Here is a 19,786-nt window from a genome sequence, read left to right as displayed (position 1 = left end):
TATTAAATCCTACTTGGTATTTTTACGAAAACACTATAGCCAAAAAATGCAAAAGATTTATACATTGAAATTGCAGGGCTTAAATAAATAATGTCAAAAGTATCCAGAGAAAATAAATTTTTAGATCTTTCAGATTACGGTAGAAAGCCAGCGAAATTATTTGCAGAGTTATTATTGAATACACGCTTTACCTCCATTCATGTTACCTTTTTATTTTTACTTCTTGGCATACTTGCTATTTTCTGTATTCTTAATCAATTATTTTTTGCCGCATTTTTTTTATTAATCTTAAAATCTATAATGGATGCTGCCGATGGCGAATTATCGAGAATAAAAAATAAGCCTTCACTCGTTGGTCGCTATTTAGATTCCAATTTCGATATACTGTTGAATTTCGGATTTCTATATTCGATTTACAGCATTACAAGTAATTCGCTTTTAATTATGGTTCTTGCTTTTTTTTCCATGCAACTACAAGGAACTCTTTATAATTATTACTACACTATTCTCCGAAATAATATACCCGGAGGTGATACAACGAGCAGAGTTCAAGAAAGCGGATTTCCTCAAGCATTAACTGGTGAAAATCAAAAACTCGTCAATATTTTATTTGTCAGTTATAAAATTATGTACGGCGTATTTGATAACATTATTTATGTACTTGATTCTTCTGCAAAAAATGTGGTTGCTTTTCCAAAATGGTTTATGTCTTTAGTTTCCATATACGGACTTGGATTTCAATTGCTCATTATTGGGTCATTATTAATAACAGGATATGTAGAAATCATTCTCCCTTTCTTTATCTATTATTCTGTCTTCATTCTTATATTGATAGGAATTAGAAAAATATTTATAGTGAAATAAATATTTCACCTTAATACGCAACAATCATTTATAAACACAAGGTTTAATTTAGAATTTGTATTTTTCATTTGCTATCCGATAATTAAGCAACACGTATTGTTATAGAAAATAAATTAAGCGCTGAAAATATATTGTTCATAAGTGAAAAATAAAACTCCAATTGGTTATGGTCAAAGTTGGGAAGACCCTGCTCTGATTGATAAGTATCTTAATATTTCTTCTCATTCTCGAATATGTATCATTGCCTCAGGAGGATGTAATGCACTGTATCTCACATCAAAAAATCCGGAAAAGTTAATTGCAATTGATTTTAATTTTTCTCAAATTAAATTACTTGAGTTAAAAATTCTGGCAATAACATATTTAAGTAAAGAGGCGGTGGAAATCTTATGTGGTATGGAATGCTCTAAACCAAATTTAACTTCAGCTTACAATCAACTCAAAGCTGTTTGCTCTAATGATCAATTGCAATTTCTGACAACATATATTGATACTAAATTGCCCTTGACAGAGTCGGGAAAGTTAGAACGATACTTTCGCACAGCAAGAAAATATTTATTTCCGTTAGTGCATTCAAAACTTGTATTTAAAAAATTCATGGCTGTTAAAAATGTTGAGGAACAAACATTCTATTATCAAAAAAAAATAAACACCTTACGCTGGCGGATTATGTTTAAATTATTTTTTACTGGTTTTCTCATTAATAAATTTGCCCGCATACTTAATCATAACAAGTCAGACAAACAGACAATCCCTGCAGACTATTTTCAAAAAACCGAACTCAATTTCACAAATTGCTTAGCTTCAGAAAATTATTTTTTGCAATACATATTATTCGGCTATTATACGAAGAATATAAATCCTTGCTTTTTACAAAACCCGAACTATCCCAATGTAAAAGCCGATATTGAAAAATTAGAATTGGTATGTGCCGAATTAAATATATTCTTAAATACTACTTTGGAAAATACTTTCAACACATACATTTTATCTGATATATTTGATAGTATGTTTACAACCGAAAGCAACAATATATTTATACGAATTGATAAAATAAGTTCTGTTGGCTCCAAAGTATTGTATTGGGATCATCGGTATAAAACAATACCTCCCGATATTTTTTTGCAAAACTGGAAAGAAATAACGCATGAAGAGAATCCGGAAACAGGCAGAGCCTTTTTCTATCATCGTGTAAAAGTGTATGAAAAGCACATATAAGAATGATTAAACAATTTTATCAATATCAAAAAGAGCGTTTCCCGGTTGCTATACTTACACTCACTACTTCGTCTGTTTTATATTCCACCTATATTGTATTAGCTAAACCGGGTGCTTTATGGCAATGGAGTTTATTGCTTATTTCCGCTCTTTCTTTTTTATTGCATATCCGCATTATTGATGAAAACAGAGACAAGGATATTGATGATGCATTTCACAAGGATCGCCCTGTACAACGAGGATTAATTTCTATAAAACAATTAAATACAATTGGCTTTATCAATGGCAGCATTTTTTTTCTTATACATTTTTACTTAGATACACTTGCCGGTATTCTATCATTTATGTTGCTGTTATATTCTCTGTTAGGCAGGTATGATTTTTTTATGTCGGCAAAATTTAAAACTCGTTTTTGGGGATATAATATTATTAATACCTTCCAACTTATTGCGCTACAACTTATTTCCTACACTGTATTTGTACATCCTAAATTATGGACCGTTCAAATTTTTTATCATTGTGCAGGTGTATATTTTTTAAGTTTATTAATTGAAGTAGGAAGAAAAACATTTCCAATTTCTTTGGAGAGCGAAGCAAATGATTCTTACTCATCACGATTGGGATTTAAAGCTGCAATAGGGTTATGTGTTGCATTGTATTTAATAGCAACATTATCTTATTTCTTATCAGCACAGCTATATATTCTTCCAAACATATTATCCGTTATGCTATTTGTTGTTATCAGTTTCAAATATATAAATAAACAAAACGTACAGATGCAGAAAATATATTTAGTTGGAATTATTTTGCTTTACGTTACTTTAAATTTCTCATTTCATGCATGGTAATAAAGCGGAAAATCTGAAAAGACTTGTAAAAGTCAATTATAATGTACCTGCATTTTTAGCATTTGATATTTCAGAAACTGATAAAATTTTCGATACAATTATAAACGCTCATCCCGATATAAAATATTGGGCGGTACGCAGTTCTTCTGCGGAAGAAGATGGAGTTATATCAAGTGCTGCCGGAAAATATCATTCGGAAATTGGAGTTCCTACACATCATTTGCAATTGGCAATTCAAAGAGTAATTGCGAGTATGCCTAATCAAAATCACAGTGGAATTATTGTACAGGAGTTTATTCCGGGTGAGGTAAGCGGTGTATTTTTTTCACTTGGGAAAGGAATATTAATTAATGCGAATACAGGACTATGCGATACTGTTGTTAATGGAGCCGCTTGTGATCAATATTGGATTAATATGAATGGAGATATATTGAGAAAACATATTACTTCTAAAAAATCTGCACATATTTGGAATGGCAATACAATTGAAAACAAAACTATTATACATGAATCATTAAATAAAAAACATATTCAACAACTAATTGAAATTTCTAAAAAACTAAAACTTGATTTCTCTTTCGATGCGGATGTTGAATGGACCTTTAAAAATGATACTTTATATATTTTACAAATCAGACCCATTACAGTGAGTGTTCCATTTCCAGACAGTGAAATTATTTATTATGATTCTTCCAATATTTCAGAAAGTTATAATGGCATAGTGCTGCCACTAACTTACACTTATGTAAAACAGTTATACGCCTATGTATATTTTGATCTCCTGAAGTATTCCGGTGTTTCGAAAGTCAAACTTAAAAAACATCAATCAGAAATTTTTAATAATATGATTGCATGCTTTTATGGAAGAATGTATTACAACATGAACAACTGGCATAGAATGATGCAATTTTTACCGGCTTATAAAAAGAATAAAGTAAATCTGGAACGCATGATTACAGCAAAAACAAAAGCTGAAATTCATACTGCTGAAAAGATTGCTCCAACTAAATTTTTTACAATTAAATATACAATTCTTGTCTTTTTTAAAATCCTGTTTTTCCCCATAACACTTTGGCAATTCACTAAAGCAACTAATAAAATTCTTAATCAATCAATAAATATTTTAAAGAAGAAACAAACAAATGCATCGTGCCTGCAATACTTAGAAAAATTAGAAACAGGCATTTTACGCAAGTGGTATATTACAGTGGAGAATGATACCATATTAATGACAATACTTGGAAAGCAAAGTAAAACCACAAATCCGCAAAGAATAAATGAGGTATTACAATCTAAAACAAAAAGTGGTGATCAATTAATTGCACTTCATCTTTTGGCAAAAGATATTTTAAATAATAGTGTTTTAACTTCTCATCTTGAACAAAATGATATTATTGGTTTTAAGTTTTCGCTTAATACTTTACCGTCATTGCAACAAATGTGGTCTGATTATATTCTGCAATTTGGTGGCCGGTTTGCAAATGAATTAAAATTAGAAAGTCCTGGAATAGATGAACATGCTGAGCAATTATTAAATACTCTGAAACTAATGGCTTCTTTTAATCCAAATAAACAGGAAGAAAAGAAAACGCATTTGCAACTTACTTTCTCAGAAAAAATGCTTAAAAAATTTGTAGCAAGAAGAGAGGAATTGCGCATGTTTCGCTCAAACATGCTGGGAATTGTGCGAAAGATATTTTTAAACATTGCTGAAAATCTTGTTGCTGAAAACAAACTGAATGCAGTAGAAGATATTTTCTATTTGGAGTATGAAGAAGTGAAATTATTATGTAATAACACGGGACAATTTGATGCTTACAAAAAAATAATTGCCTCTCGAATACATCAATATAAAACGTATGAAAATATAACACCTGAAGTACATTTTGCAATAGAGAAAAATACAGAAGCCCCTGTGCGCAACACAACTACAAGAAATATAAATAACAACCAACTTACCGGCATACCTGTATTTGGAGGAAAAGTATCAGGGAAAGCCGGGGTATTTAAAAAGTATGATATTCAAAGAAAAATAACATTTGAAATTTTAGTAGCATCTCACACAGATCCCGGATGGGCACCATTAATAGCAAATTCAAAAGGATTAATTATTGAATACGGTGGCGTATTATCACATGCATCTATTATTGCCCGAGAATTAAAAATTCCGGCAATTATTGGTGTTGAAAATGCGACAGACTTTATTCAAGATGGTATGCATGTACACCTATTTGCTGATGAAGGGAAAATTGAATTTTAATATGCCAACATATCTAATAGAAAATACAACCCATCAGCATTTGAAGATGCTTTTTGAATTGCGAAAAAAAATCTATTCCGACAGTTTTCATGTTACTCAAGAGAATACATATCTGGAACTTGGTTTTAATCTGATAGCAAATCGTCAAGACACAAAAACATTTATGGAAACTAATGATTCTTTCTGCACAGGGTTATGTATTATTTATCCATCGCAGAATTCTCAAGAAATATTTTTTGGTTTTTTTGAAAATAGCGGAACAGAAAATGCAATTACACAATTTTTTGAATCACTTATAAAATCCTGCAAAAAGGAAGGCTACATCAAGTTAAAAGGCCCTGTAAATGGCAGCACTTTTCTCCCGTATCGTTTTATTTCTGAAAGCATAAATAATGAACCCGGTTTTACGGGTGAACTTAATCAACGTTTGGATTATCACAAAGCAGTGATGTCTTGCAACCCGACACAAATTATAGAATACAAGTCCGGGTTGCGCACTTATTTTGATAATCTTATTAAAATATCAAAACCATATTTAGATAAGTATGTATTGAAAGAATTGGATATTACAACATATACTAATATACCGATACAAACTGCCCGTAATATGTATGATGCATCCGAAAAAATATTTCAAAATAACTGGGGATATGAACCCATAAATTTCGATGTTTTCTGCAAACGATTTTTTTCTCACTACAATCAAAACGAATGTAAATTGCATCAGGGAAATACTGTTTTAAATATTACTATTGAAAATAATTTTGTGGGCTTTGCATATTTCCAAACCAATTATGATAATGCTTTAATTGTAAAAACACTGGCATTGGATCCGGCGTTTCAGAAACATGGTTTAGGCAATGCCTGTGTGGCATGGATACATCTTTGGGCAAAAGAAAATCAGATAAATAAATGTATTTATTCTTTCATTCAATTAGATAACCGAGTTAAAAATATGCCTCATGATGATGCAGTTATATTTCGTTATTATGCAGTGTATGAATTTAATTTAACAAGTGCTATATCATGATAATAAGCGTATACTTTTTATATTTTACTGTAGCTTTTTCAATTCTATTTATCATTGCAGAATTATTAAAACGCTTTGCCAATTTACCATCGGATCATACACGGAAATTGATACATGTAAGTTCTGCAACTCTCACAGTTTTTCTTCCTGTATATCTAAGTCAAATTGAAATTGTGGCAATGGCTATTTTATTTTCAGCATTCTTAACGGTGAGTCATTTAACAAAACTATTACATGCATTACATACAGTAAATCGAGTTACTTGGGGAGAGGTATGGTTTCCAATTGCAGTAGGAATAAGTGCAATATTATTTCTGCCGGAAAACATAAAAGCTTTTCAATTTGGATTTGTTGTGTTGGGCGTGAGCGATACACTTGCTGAGTATGCCGGAAAATATTTAAAATCAAAAGTGTTGTTACAATATAATCACAAAACGTTAGCGGGCTTACTGGCATTTATTGTTGGGACCATTGCAGTTAGTATTGCATTCAAACTTAATTTAAACATAGATTTAATTGGCGCAATTATTCTGTTAGGTGGAATAGAATTGTTTTCGACAAAAGGAATAGACAACCTGTTAGTACCTTTAGCAGCCGGTGGTATTTTATTATTAGCTATTGCATAATTTTTTAAAGCGAATAAATTGAAAAAATATATACTTCTTGCACTTATTGCACTTAACAGCACAGTGCTCGTTTACTCTCAAACTGAAATATATAGAAGTTGGGATAAGCTACTTAATATGCCGGGCATGACTGAATATTTTAGCGGCATATTCAACTCATTGGGAATTATAGTTATTGAAACTGGTGAGCAATTTACCGTATTGAATAAAAGTGATCATTTTGAAATTGTAAAAGGGATAGATTCGGGGAAGGTGGATTATAATGTGCAGCTATCTCTGTATAATATTTCTACTATGGAAGAGAATGGCAAGGACGGCATAATAGATTCAATTGAATCCTTTAATATTATGAGTGTATTATTTACGCCGCTTACACAATCTGCTATGGCAAATGCGCAATTCAGTAACGCTGCAAAACAAAAATTAGCAGGAATAGAAAATCACATACATGTGTATTTAAACAGTCCGGATAAAACAAATTTTACAGCACACACTTTATTTTTTATTAATGGCAATTGGATTGTTGTACCCGGCTTATATGGTAATGCAAAAAGAACTTTTAATCTAACACCTGCACAGGCTATTGAATATCAACGACAGGTTTTTGCCGCTCAACAAATAAATACTAAAAGTGAGTGGAAATCATTTGGTAAATGGTATATGAAATGGCGTGACGGTGTATCTGTGAAAAACAAATAAATATTTTGAACTGATTTCTTTAGCTTCATCACTGTTTACATTAACTACAATCCAAATATCAAATAACCCACTATGGAAATTCTAATCAAACTCTTAATCGCACTCATCGCCTTCGAACATTTTTATATCTGTTATATGGAAATGTTTGCATGGGAAACTTTGGGTAAAAAAACTTTTCGTGGAGCGATACCCGATGAGATGTTTGCAAAGACAAAAACATTTGCTGCAAATCAGGGATTGTATAATGGTTTTCTTGCTGCAGGATTAACCTGGACATTTTTTATTCAAGATATGCATTGGCATTTTTGCATTGCATTATTTTTTCTAAGTTGTGTTTCCATCGCAGGATTATATGGCGCATATTCAGTTTCGAAAAGAATATTTTATATACAAGCTTTGCCGGCATTAATAACGATTATACTGATGTATATCAACTAAAAAATATTCCCTTTACTTTAATAGGCAATCAATTTTTATTATTTGCAAATAGCAACTTTTTCAAAATCAGATTAAATTATTTCGCCAATTTTTTCAAATTATACTAGTTTGAAAACTAAAAATCTCAACGTAATAGCCTCACCACTTACCTTCTGCCTTTTTGCCCTGCACACTTCGCCTTTTACCCTGTGCCTTCCACCCTGCACTCATTCACCTCTCCCACTTACATCAAAACCCTTCGTATTTTTATTGCATGAAAAAAGTCTTCTCTAAATTTGTTTTAATACTTCTTCTATCAATTTGCTATTTATCAAACGCAAATGCACAAGTAGTAATTAATGAAGCAGGCAATCGCAATGCATCTCAAATAACAGATGAAGAAGGCAAGTATGAAGATTGGCTTGAACTGTACAATTCAAGCACAGATACAATGCATTTATATAATTATGCATTGAGTGATGATGTAACAGATTTAGCAAAGTGGACTTTCCCAAATATAATATTATCACCTTCTGATTTTCTGCTGATTTATGCCTCCGGAAAAGATAGAAAACCTACCGGCTTTGTAAATCATTGGGAAACTGTGGCAGGTGACCTTACTTATTATGATTATATAGTTCCGACAGCTGCAACTGAAAGCGATTGGATGAATCCCGATTATATAACGGGCGCAGAATGGTTAAATGGAAAGGCAAGTATTGGTTTTGCAGATAGTGATGATTCATCCTTGATTGCCAGTACTTCAATGTCGGTTTATTTACGATTCGAATTTACTATTGACGATACTTCATTAATTTCTGCAGCTCGTTTTTTTATGGATTATGATGATGGATTTATTGCATATATAAATGGAACTGCATTCGCAATGGATGGCTTAAGTGGAACACCTGATTATAATGCTGCATCTTCAACAAACCATGAAGCTTTATTATATCAAGGATATGCTCCTGATGAATTTTATTTGGATTGGTCAGCTTTTAAATTATTAGTAGTAGAAGGCACAAATGTATTTGCTGTGCAAGTGCATAATAATTCAGAATTCTCAACAGACCTGACAGCAAAGCCATTTTTATTATTTGGTATTGCAGATTCAACAACATTATTTGATGCAACCCCTGATTGGTTTGATGCCAATTCTGATTTTGATGCAATACATACAAATTTTAAAATTGCACCCGAAGGTGAAACTATTTTCTTGAGTAATGCAGATGGAATAATGATAGATTCTGTATTTGTAATCAATCAGCAAACAGATAATTCATATGGAAGAGCCACGGATGGTGCAACAGATTTTGCTGTGTTTGAAATTGCAACACCTAATGCAAGTAATAATACTTCTACACCTTATCTGGGATATATGGAAATGCCAACATTCGATAGTATTGGTGGGTTTTATAATGATAGTTTAACTATTGGAATTACATGTCCGAATCCACTTGCAGAAATATATTATACAACAGACGGGAATACGCCAACAACGGATGATAATTTTTATTCGGAAGCAATTACACTTTTTGAAACCACTGCATTAAAAGCGGTGTGTGTGGATGAAGATGAAAATTATTTACAAAGCAAACCACATATAGAAACTTACTTTATTGAGGATGCAGTTTCATTACCAGTAATTTCAATTACAACGGATGAAGAAAATTTATTTGGCGACAATGGAATTTATGATTACTGGTGGTTGGATTGGAAAAAACCATGCTACATAGAATATTTTAATGAAGATAAAATAAAACAGTTTGGATGGAATTCTGCAATTAAAATTGATGGGGGTGCAGGTGGTAGTCGATCACTTCCACAAAAAAGTTTTCGTATAGAACCATTCAATGATTCTTATGGTGATGGTGTTTTAAATTATCCATTAATTCCCCGTAAATGGTTTGTCCAGAATTATGAAACTTTCTATTTACGCAACGGCAGTAATTTCTGGAATGTGTTGCCTTACAAAGATGCATTTATGGAACGCACTTTAGATGGCACTCTCAATGATCCAATGGCATATACGCCGGTGATAGTTTATCTGAATGGAGAATATTGGGGCCTTTATGAATTGCGTGAAAAATTAGATCCGGGCAGATACAAACAAGCGAATTTAATTGAGAAAGATGATCTCGATTTATTGAGCATGAGTTATTGGTATGGTTTAGTTCTGCGTACTCTCCAAGGTTCGGATACAAGTTGGTATAACATGCGTGATTTTATTTATGAATATCCCACACCGACGGATACATTATTTTATAATCTTGCCGATGCACAACTTGATTTGAAATCATTTACAGATTATATGATTGCTGAAACATGGATGGGAAATTATGATTGGCCCTGGAATAATATTAAAATGTATCGTGATCGTGGTGGCGATAATAAATGGAAATATGCAGTGATAGATTTGGAATGGGGAATTGGTTATGGCTGGAGTAATATTTATTCGGATATGATTAGTTATATGATGGATTACAATGAATACACTTGTCCGATAATTACATTGATGTCGAATCCGCAGTTTCATGATTACTTTATTAATCGCTATGCAGATTTAATGAACTCTACTTTTTTACCCGAGCGCACTTTAGCAATTGAAGATTCTATTTTCGCTCAAGTGATGCCTGCAATGGGAAGACAATTAGATACTTGGGGAGATGGCTCTCCAATTTTAGATCAGATAAATGTTTTTTTAGATTATCGTTCTGCAATCCGAAGCGATTTTGAATATCGTACGCCGGAAGTGCGCAATCATTTAGAAGATTATTTTGATTTGGAAGAACAAAACGATATCACTTTACAAATTGAACCTGAAGGTGCTGGTCGCATTCAATTAAATACATTGACAATTTATAATACAGGTTGGGAAGGAGTGTATTTTCAAGCGGTACCTATTACAATGACTGCAGAAGCAAATACCGGTTATACATTTTCGCATTGGAGTTCGCATCCATTAATTGATGATGAAACTATTCCCGGACAAACTTTAAACTTAAACTACAACACCACATTTACAGCAGTATTTACTGGCAGTGCAATGCCGGAAGAAATTACAGTTAGTGAAATAAATTATAATTCGGAAGCAAGTGTGGATGCAGGAGATTGGATTGAATTATATAACTATGGTGAAGCAGAAGTAAATATCAGTAAATGGAAAATTCAGGATGCAAATCCACTACATGAATTTATAATTCCTGATGGTATTCATTTATTGCCGGGAGAACGATTGGTGTTAGTGGAAGATACTGCATTGTTTAAAGCAGAAAATCCGGAGATAACAAATTTTATCGGTCCGATTGGTTTTGGATTTTCGGGAGAAACAGATTTTGTAAAATTATTTACACAACAAGATTTTCCAAAAGTAGAAATTCAATATTTTGATTCATTACCCTGGCCAAAAGGTGCAGATGCACAAGGCAGAACTTTGGAATTAAATGATCCGACAGCAGATTTAAATAATCCGTTGAATTGGTTTGACGGTTGCATTGGCGGCTCACCGGGTTTACCATATACACCTTGTGATGTACCACTTGTTTTTAGTGAAATAAATTATAATTCTTCTGATACATTAGATGCAGATGATTGGATAGAAGTATGGAATATTTCTGATGAAGCAATTGATATTTCAAACTGGATATTTATGGATGATTCTATCGGCGATGAACATACTTATATAATTCCCGAAGGAAGAATTTTAAATCCGGATGAACGATGGGTATTTGCACAAACACTTTCAAAATTTACTGCACAACATCCGTTTGTTACAAATTATGATGCATCATTTTATTTCAATCTGAATGGCAATGGCGAATGGATAAGAATGTATGATACCTCCGGCAGATTACAATTATCTGTGTATTACAATGATAAATCACCCTGGCCGGTTGATGCTGATGGTGCAGGTTATACCTTAGAACTTGTAGATGCATTAGGTAAAATGAATGCAGGTGAAAACTGGACAACGATTTGTTTGGAAGGTTCGCCAGGTTCTGCACCAAGTAAACCATGTGAAGTGGTAGATACTGTTCCTGTTTTTCTTGAAGAGATGATTACGGATAATATTGTAATCTATCCAAATCCGGCGAGTAATTATTTAGCAATAGAATCTGATTTTCCAAAATCATCCACACTTAAAATTCAACTGATAAGTTTGGAAGGTGCAATGGTGAAAATATTTTATGATGGAATTGTTGCAACAGGATCTCAAACATTGTATTGCAATCTGGAAACAATAAATGCAGGAATTTATCTGGTAGAGATTACCATTAACGGCGAACAATTTATTGAACAAGTAGTCAAGCTATAAAGTGATATTCTGGATAAAAAATAATTATAAAAAAAACCACAAGCGATGCGCTTGTGGTTTTCTTCTTATATATAGAATGGGGTAACTTATTGTCTGAGATCTATTACTTCAACCCCAGAATATTTTGATTTATCAAATGTAAAATTTGTATCGCTCACTTCGCCATTTGCTTTAAAGTTGCTGATAGCATAAGTTAAATGAATAGCATTCTTATCAAACACAACACCTTTTTGAATTGAGTTATCTGATGGATCTATATATACTTTTATTTTGCTATAGCTCTGTGATTTATCATTGGGTGTCAATTCGATTATCTGTAAACTTTTTCCACCTTCACTTACCTTTTCTCCCATCATTACCAGATAATCTTTTTCTGCAATTTTAAAAATACGATCAGGAGTAATCATTTCTTCTTTGGGATTAAAATTATTTATCTGCACTTCATTATAATCTTTTACATACACCCAAATAGTTTTTCCATCGCAAATCACTTGTTGATTTTCTAAATTCAGGTTGAATTTATTTCCCTTTAACATTGCCTTTCCTTTGCGTTGTTCTTTTGTTTTCGATTCCAGATTTTCAATAGTCAGGTTTACATCCATGCTCATGGTTTTGTAACCATTATATTTTGAAGTAACTGTTTTTAAAAGTTTAACAGCTTCTGCATTTGATTGAGCGATAGTTGTAAATGCAATAAAAAATGCGGCAATGGCTAAAAATGTTTTTTTCATAAATTATTTATATGATTCAAAATTAAATACTGTAATTGATTTGATTTTTTGGCTAAACCAAAGTTTGCAAAAACCGTTCCAGTGAAGCCATATCAGAGTATAACACCTCTCTCGCTTTGCTTCCTGCATTGGGTCCAACAATACCTGCATCTTCTAATTGATCCATTAAACGACCTGCACGATTATAACCTAATTTTAAACGACGTTGTATTAATGATGTAGAACCTTGTTGATGTTGTACAACTATTTTTGCAGCTTCAGAAAATAAATCATCTCTATCGTTGCTGCCGAATTCAATGCGTTCTTTTTGTTCTTTTTCATCTACATATTCCGGCAATAAAAATGCTACATCAAATCCTTTTTGTTGGGAAATGAATTCCACAACCCGATCCACTTCCGGGGTATCTACAAAGGGACATTGCAAGCGCAAAATATCACTGCCTATACTCAACAACATATCTCCCCTACCAACCAATTGATCGGCTCCGCTCGTATCTAAAATAGTTCTTGAATCAACTTTAGAAGCAACCTTAAATGCAATACGTGCAGGGAAGTTTGCTTTAATAGTTCCGGTGATAATATTTACAGATGGCCGTTGTGTTGCAATTACTAAATGTATTCCTACTGCTCTTGCCAATTGTGCAATTCTTGCTATCGGCATTTCCACTTCTTTACCTGCAGTCATAATTAAATCTGCAAACTCATCCACCACCAATACAATATAAGGAAGAAATATATGTCCTTCTTTCGGACTTAATTTCATACGAGTAAATTTTGCATTGTACTCTTTTATATTTCTTACCTGTGCATTTTTTAATAATTCATAACGGGTATCCATTTCAATACACAATGCATTTAGTGTATTCACCACTTTTCTGGTATCTGTTATAATTGCATCTTCTTCACCCGGAAGTTTTGCTAAGAAATGTTTTTCAATTGCACTGAATAAACTCAACTCCACTTTCTTTGGATCCACCATTACAAATTTTAATTGCGATGGATGTTTTTTATACAATAATGAAATCAAAATGGAATTGATACCAACAGATTTTCCCTGACCGGTTGCGCCTGCCATTAATAAGTGCGGCATACGAGTGAGATCAGCAATATAATTTTCAGATGAAATTGTTTTACCCAAACAAATGGGTAAATCCATTTTTGCATTCTGAAATTTTTCAGATGCAATTTGCGAACGCATACTTACAATTTCTTTATTCACGTTTGGCACTTCAATACCAATAGTTCCCTTACCCGGAATGGGTGCAATAATGCGAATTCCTAAAGCGGCAAGACTTAATGCAATATCATCTTCCAGATTTTTTATTTTGCTGATGCGCACACCTGCTGCTGGAATTATTTCATACAGCGTAACCGTTGGACCTATCGTTGCTTTAATTTTTGATATCTGAATATTATAATTATTCAGTGTGCCGATAATCTGATCTTTATTGCGCTCTAATTCTTCGGTATTAATAGAAATTCCATCATTGGAATATTCCTCTAATAATTGTATCACCGGATATTTATATCCCGGTAAATTTAATGTCGGATCAAAATTATAATTGGAATATTCATGCAATACTTTTTCATCCACGGATTCTGCCACTTCTAATTCATGTTCATCTTCGGACTCCGGTTCTTCCACTTCTTCCACTTCAATTTTTTCTTCTTTCTCCAACTCAATTGGAATTTGTTGAACAGGTTTGGGCTCAATTATTTTCAATTCCATCTCCACTTCCTTTTTCTCTTCCAAATCTTTTACAGAAGAATAGGTTGGTGGAATAGGAACAGCTTCAGCTTTTTCAGCAGCAATTTCTTCTTCGCTTAATATGGGTTTTGGTTTGGGCTTTAATAATTCTAAAAGCGCCTTGAAATCAATATTTGTAAAAACAATCAGATAAATAACTGCAAACACTAAAAGAAAAGCGGCAGCACCAATTTTCCCCATCAATCCTTCCAGAGTTAAATAAGTGCCTTTTCCAAATGCCCCACCCCAAGGGAAACCTGTATTGTATAAAATAAATGCAAGCGTTGTACTTAACCATATAAGTATGATAACTCCTTGCCCGATAATTTTACGATTATTAAAAACACGTTTTCCAAAAAATGTATTTATCCCTAATGTAAAAAACCACGCTACAAAAAAGAAACTGCTGATTCCAAACCAGCGATAAAAAAATTGATGACTTACCACTGCACCCAATTTCCCCAGATGATTATTCACTTTCACTTCAGAATTAAACAATTGTTTCCATGGCTGAGTCCACACCATATCCTGATCTTGCTTCCAAGTAAGCAAATAGGAAATAAATGCTACCAGCAAAAAGAAACTAAATAATATCATCATCACCCCGCTAATCTGACGAGTGCGTTCATCACGTATAAAGCCTTTAAAAGTGAGTTTATTGGCAGTAGTATTTTTCTTGGATTTGGCCATGGATTCTGCGGGCTAAAGTAATGAAAGGTATAGGTAGAAGAAACGCATTTTATACACCACTGTTATCCGGTGTAGTCGAAAATGGAAACGGAATTATACATTCTATTTACGAGTGCATGCCGCATTTGCCTGAACTGCTGCTGCATCCTGTTCAAAGTCGGATTCAAATTTATCCACTTCACTTTTGCTTCCGCAATATTCTTCGGAGTAAGTAGCGGGATTGCCACTCACTGTATATTCATATGTACAGGTGGAACATTGCTGACAAGCGCTGAATAAGAAACTGAAGGCAGCTAAAAGAGTTAAGAGTAATACAGATTTTTTCATGATTTATTTTGCGCTGCGAAATTACTGTTTCGCTAAATAGAAAGAGAAATTGGTATCCACATATTTTTAAATACATTTTCTTTTTAGCTAAAAAAAGAAATCACAAAAACAATCTTGTAATTTCCAACTTTAATATTTTTTGTATTTTAATCCTGTTCTGTTTATAATATTGCATTACTTAAAATCAAATCCATTTTATGAAAATTACTAAATTGATGGTGGCAAACCGGGGTGAAATAGCCATACGTGTATTGCGAGCCGCCACCGAGTTGGGAATCCGCACGGTAGCTATTTACACTTTTGAAGACCGCTATTCTTTGCATCGTTACAAAGCCGATGAAGCATATCAGGTAGGAAAAGATATTGATCCGCTGAAACCTTATTTGGATATTGAAGAAATAATACGTGTCGCAAAACGTGAAGGTGTAAATGCCATTCATCCGGGATATGGTTTTTTAAGTGAGAATGTACAATTCGCAAAACGCTGTCGTGATGAGGACATTATTTTCATTGGACCAGATCCTGAAGTGATGGAGCAATTGGGTGATAAAATCGCTGCAAAAAAAGTTGCGGTTGAAACAAAGGTGCCTGTAATTCCAGATAATAAAGAGCCGCTAACTTCAGTAGAAATTGCATTGGCGGAAGCACAAATAATCGGTTATCCTATTATGTTGAAAGCTGCTGCCGGTGGTGGTGGTCGTGGAATGCGCAGAGTGTATAGTGATGAAGAATTAAGAAAAGGTTTTAATGAAGCACAACGAGAAGCGGGAAATGCATTTGGAGATGATACACTGTTCATGGAAAAATTTGTGGTGCAGCCAAAACATATTGAAGTGCAAATTCTGGGTGATCGCCATGGCAACATCGTGCATTTATATGAAAGAGATTGTTCATTGCAACGCCGTTTTCAAAAAGTAATTGAAATTGCTCCTGCACCAAATTTACCGCAGGAAGTAAAAAATAAATTATATGATTATGCATTGCGCATTGCAAAACATGTGGGTTATAATAATGCAGGTACTGTTGAATTTTTAGTGGACAAGGACCAGAATATTTATTTCATAGAAGTGAATCCACGTATTCAGGTGGAGCATACAGTTACAGAAGTAATTACAGGAATTGACATTGTTCGTTCGCAAATTTTAATTGCAAGCGGTCATCGTTTGGATTCGTCAGGAATATTTATTCAATCACAGGAAACAGTTGCGCTGAATGGTTTTGCAGTGCAATGTAGAATTACCACAGAAGATCCGACACAAGATTTTAAACCTGATTACGGGACTGTGATTGCTTATCGCAATGCAGGTGGTTTTGGAATTCGTATTGATGAAGGCAGTTCGTATCCCGGTGTAAAAATTTCTCCCTTCTTTGATTCTATGCTTGCAAAAGTTACTGCCTCCGGTCGCACTTTTAAAGGTACGATTCAACGTATGCGAAGAACACTTGCTGAATTTAGAATTCGTGGTGTAAAAACAAATATTGCTTTCTTAGAAAATATTTTAGATCACCCTGATTTTCAGGAAGGAAATATTACCGTAAACTTTTTGGAGGAACATCCTGATGTATTGCAATTTCCACCAAAGCTCGACAGAGGCACACGTATTTTAAAATATCTTGCGGAAGTATGTGTGAATGGAAATCCGGATGTAAAAAATTATGACCCGAATAAAAAATTTATTACACCAATTATTCCTGATTATGATGCAGATAAAATTCCAGCAAAAGGCACCAAACAATTATTGGATGAACTAGGCCCTGAAAAATTTGCACAATGGTTAAAGTCGCAAAAGCAAGTGATGTTTACGGACACCACAATGCGGGATGCACATCAGAGTTTATTGGCAACAAGAGTGCGCACAACAGACCTGATGAAAGTGGCAGCGAGCTATGCACAAAATCATCCGCAAACTTTTAGTATGGAAGTATGGGGTGGGGCCACCTTTGACGTAGCGATGCGATTTTTATATGAGGATCCATGGAAGCGATTACAATTACTGCGTGAAGCAATGCCGAATATTTTATTGCAAATGTTGTTGCGTGGTTCTAATGCAGTTGGATATACTTCTTATCCCGATAATCTTGTAGAAAAATTTATTGAAGAAGCGTGGAAAAATGGCAATGATGTGTTCCGCATTTTCGATTCATTGAATTGGGTGGACAGTATGTTAGTGAGTATAAAAACGGTGAGAGAAAGAACGGGTGGAATTGCAGAAGCTGCTATCAGTTATACAGGTGATATTTTGGATCCGAACAGAACAAAATATAATTTACAATACTATTTAGATCTTGCACGAAAATTAGAAGATGCCGGTGCACATATTCTTGCTATAAAAGATATGACCGGTTTATTAAAACCATATGCTGCTTCTCTATTGGTTACCGAATTAAAAAAGGCAATTGATATTCCAATTCATTTGCATACACATGATACTTCATCTGTGCAAGCTGCCACTTATTTAAAAGCAATTGAAGCCGGAGTGGATGTGGTGGATGTTGCTTTGGGAAGTATGAGTGGACTTACATCGCAACCGAATTTTGAAAGCTTGGTGGAGAGTTTGCGTAATACGCCGTATCAAACAGATTTTAATTTACATTCTTTAAATCAGTTTTCAGATTACTGGGAAAATGTGCGTGAAATATATTATCCATTTGAAAGTGGATTAAAAGCAGGAACAGCACAAGTATATCGCAATGAAATTCCCGGAGGACAATATTCTAATTTACGTCCACAGGCTTTTGGTTTAGGATTGGGAGAAAAATTACCCGACATTAAAAAAGCGTATGAAGATGTGAATGAAATGTTTGGCGATGTAGTAAAAGTTACACCAAGTAGTAAAGTAGTTGGCGATATGGCGATGTTTATGGTAACCAATAATTTTACGAAAGAAGATATTTTTAATAAAGGCGCAACACTTTCATTTCCGCAATCAGTAATTGGATTTTTCAGAGGTGATCTTGGTCAGCCATATGGTGGATTTCCAAAAACCTTGCAGGAAATAATTTTAAAAGATATAAAACCCTATACTGATTTACCGAATAAACATTTGGAACCTGTTGACTTCGAAAAAGAGTTTGCTGCATTCAAAGAAAAATTTGGTAACCGTGTGGAAATGACAGATTTTCTGAGCTATAAATTATATCCGAAAGTGTATGAAGATTATTTCAATCATAAAAAAGAATACGGTGATGTAAGTGTAATTCCTACACCTTATTTCTTTTATGGCTTGCAACAAAATGAAGAGATACTCATCACCATTGATAAAGGCAAAAGCATTATGGTGCGCTTGCTGAATATTTTACCTGCGGATGAAAATGGAATGCGTGCTGTGTTCTTCAGATTAAACGGACAAACAAGAGTAATTGAATGTGCTGATAAAAATATTGAGGTAAAAAGAGTGCTGCATAAAAAGGTGAGCGGCGATAAAGAAATTGGTGCTCCTTTACAAGGTAGCCTTGCTAAAATATTTGTGAAAGCAGGTGATGCAGTGAAAAAAAATCAACCGCTGTTTACTATTGAAGCAATGAAAATGGAAACTACGATTACTGCAAATGCAGATGGTAAAATAAAAACAATTGTATTAGCAGAACGCACTATGTTGGAAGCCGATGATGTGGTAGTAGAGATGGAGTAAGTTTGAAATTTAAATTCGAATTGCAAATCGTACTAATAAGAAATGCAGCCACGAATGCACGAATAAAAAACTCGAATGCACGAATCGTCTTTAATTATTTATAAATAAAAAATTTATTCGTGCATTCGTGTAATATAAATATTCGTGCATTCGTGGCTGCATTTCTTTTTGTATTTGTGGCTGCTTTTTTATTTGCATTCAAGGCTTCATTTCTTTTATACATAAGTGGCTGCATTTCTTTCACTCTCAAAAAATAAGTTGAAATTTGATGTTATAAATAAATACCGTGGCACTCAAACATTTTTTTAAAGACAGAAAGAAGCTTTCAAAAATTGCTACCATCATTATTTTTATAGCATTACTTCGCAGCTTGTACGAACCA

13 protein-coding genes are annotated in these 19,786 nt (G+C 33.6%); 10 read left to right on the top strand and 3 right to left on the bottom strand.

Going from position 1 to position 19,786, the window contains the following annotated elements:
- Positions 1-90 precede the first annotated feature (90 nt).
- From IPN31_00890 to IPN31_00850, 9 genes are all read left to right on the top strand, one after another.
- Positions 91-864 (top strand): CDP-alcohol phosphatidyltransferase family protein, encoded by a 774-nt coding sequence (locus IPN31_00890; GenBank protein ID MBK8680475.1) that lies wholly within the window; start codon positions 91-93, stop codon positions 862-864.
- A gap of 141 nt (positions 865-1,005) precedes the next feature.
- On the top strand, positions 1,006-2,082 hold the full coding sequence (locus IPN31_00885; GenBank protein MBK8680474.1) for a DUF3419 family protein: 1,077 nt from the start codon (positions 1,006-1,008) through the stop codon (positions 2,080-2,082).
- A 2-nt stretch (positions 2,083-2,084) separates the two neighbouring features.
- The gene (locus IPN31_00880) at positions 2,085-2,930 is read left to right on the top strand and encodes a hypothetical protein (protein MBK8680473.1); all 846 of its coding nucleotides are present in this window, start codon (positions 2,085-2,087) and stop codon (positions 2,928-2,930) included.
- Positions 2,920-5,190 (top strand): hypothetical protein, encoded by a 2,271-nt coding sequence (locus IPN31_00875; GenBank protein MBK8680472.1) that lies wholly within the window; start codon positions 2,920-2,922, stop codon positions 5,188-5,190. The genes IPN31_00880 and IPN31_00875 overlap by 11 nt, the downstream gene beginning before the upstream one ends.
- Before the next feature lies 1 nt (position 5,191).
- Positions 5,192-6,220, top strand: coding sequence for a GNAT family N-acetyltransferase (locus IPN31_00870; GenBank protein MBK8680471.1), 1,029 nt, complete (start codon positions 5,192-5,194; stop codon positions 6,218-6,220).
- Positions 6,217-6,846, top strand: coding sequence for a hypothetical protein (locus IPN31_00865; GenBank protein MBK8680470.1), 630 nt, complete (start codon positions 6,217-6,219; stop codon positions 6,844-6,846). The genes IPN31_00870 and IPN31_00865 overlap by 4 nt, the downstream gene beginning before the upstream one ends.
- 18 nt (positions 6,847-6,864) lie before the next feature.
- Complete coding sequence (locus tag IPN31_00860) at positions 6,865-7,545, top strand: hypothetical protein (GenBank protein MBK8680469.1); 681 nt, start codon at positions 6,865-6,867, stop codon at positions 7,543-7,545.
- 72 nt (positions 7,546-7,617) lie between these two features.
- On the top strand, positions 7,618-7,983 hold the full coding sequence (locus IPN31_00855; GenBank protein ID MBK8680468.1) for a DUF1304 domain-containing protein: 366 nt from the start codon (positions 7,618-7,620) through the stop codon (positions 7,981-7,983).
- A gap of 253 nt (positions 7,984-8,236) precedes the next feature.
- Complete coding sequence (locus IPN31_00850; protein ID MBK8680467.1) at positions 8,237-12,277, top strand: lamin tail domain-containing protein; 4,041 nt, start codon at positions 8,237-8,239, stop codon at positions 12,275-12,277.
- 86 nt (positions 12,278-12,363) lie between these two features.
- Here the strand turns inward: IPN31_00850 and IPN31_00845 are convergent, their stop codons facing one another.
- The 3 genes from IPN31_00845 to IPN31_00835 form a co-directional block, all read right to left on the bottom strand.
- Complete coding sequence (locus tag IPN31_00845) at positions 12,364-13,008, bottom strand: outer membrane lipoprotein carrier protein LolA (protein MBK8680466.1); 645 nt, start codon at positions 13,006-13,008, stop codon at positions 12,364-12,366.
- Between the two features lie 52 nt (positions 13,009-13,060).
- Positions 13,061-15,445 (bottom strand): DNA translocase FtsK 4TM domain-containing protein, encoded by a 2,385-nt coding sequence (locus tag IPN31_00840; GenBank protein ID MBK8680465.1) that lies wholly within the window; start codon positions 15,443-15,445, stop codon positions 13,061-13,063.
- 102 nt (positions 15,446-15,547) lie between these two features.
- Positions 15,548-15,772 carry a hypothetical protein gene (locus IPN31_00835; GenBank protein MBK8680464.1) on the bottom strand — a complete coding sequence of 75 codons (225 nt, stop codon included), beginning with the start codon at positions 15,770-15,772 and terminating at the stop codon, positions 15,548-15,550.
- Between the two features lie 197 nt (positions 15,773-15,969).
- Between IPN31_00835 and IPN31_00830 the strand changes: the two genes are divergently transcribed.
- Positions 15,970-19,404 carry a pyruvate carboxylase gene (locus IPN31_00830; protein MBK8680463.1) on the top strand — a complete coding sequence of 1,145 codons (3,435 nt, stop codon included), beginning with the start codon at positions 15,970-15,972 and terminating at the stop codon, positions 19,402-19,404.
- Positions 19,405-19,786 lie beyond the last annotated feature (382 nt).

The organism is Bacteroidota bacterium (assembly GCA_016715425.1).
Lineage (GTDB): Bacteria > Bacteroidota > Bacteroidia > Chitinophagales > BACL12 > JADKAC01.
The sequence above is the reverse complement of the archived record's forward strand: the minus strand, read 5'-3'. Positions and strand labels throughout refer to the sequence as shown.

Coding starts and splice junctions, on each gene's coding strand:
- IPN31_00830 (MBK8680463.1), top strand. CDS start 15,970: ATGAAAATTACTAAATTGATGGTGGCAAACCGGGGTGAAATAGCCATA.
- IPN31_00890 (MBK8680475.1), top strand. CDS start 91: ATGTCAAAAGTATCCAGAGAAAATAAATTTTTAGATCTTTCAGATTAC.
- IPN31_00840 (MBK8680465.1), bottom strand. CDS start 15,445: ATGGCCAAATCCAAGAAAAATACTACTGCCAATAAACTCACTTTTAAA.
- IPN31_00865 (MBK8680470.1), top strand. CDS start 6,217: ATGATAATAAGCGTATACTTTTTATATTTTACTGTAGCTTTTTCAATT.
- IPN31_00870 (MBK8680471.1), top strand. CDS start 5,192: ATGCCAACATATCTAATAGAAAATACAACCCATCAGCATTTGAAGATG.
- IPN31_00880 (MBK8680473.1), top strand. CDS start 2,085: ATGATTAAACAATTTTATCAATATCAAAAAGAGCGTTTCCCGGTTGCT.
- IPN31_00855 (MBK8680468.1), top strand. CDS start 7,618: ATGGAAATTCTAATCAAACTCTTAATCGCACTCATCGCCTTCGAACAT.
- IPN31_00850 (MBK8680467.1), top strand. CDS start 8,237: ATGAAAAAAGTCTTCTCTAAATTTGTTTTAATACTTCTTCTATCAATT.
- IPN31_00835 (MBK8680464.1), bottom strand. CDS start 15,772: ATGAAAAAATCTGTATTACTCTTAACTCTTTTAGCTGCCTTCAGTTTC.
- IPN31_00875 (MBK8680472.1), top strand. CDS start 2,920: ATGCATGGTAATAAAGCGGAAAATCTGAAAAGACTTGTAAAAGTCAAT.
- IPN31_00845 (MBK8680466.1), bottom strand. CDS start 13,008: ATGAAAAAAACATTTTTAGCCATTGCCGCATTTTTTATTGCATTTACA.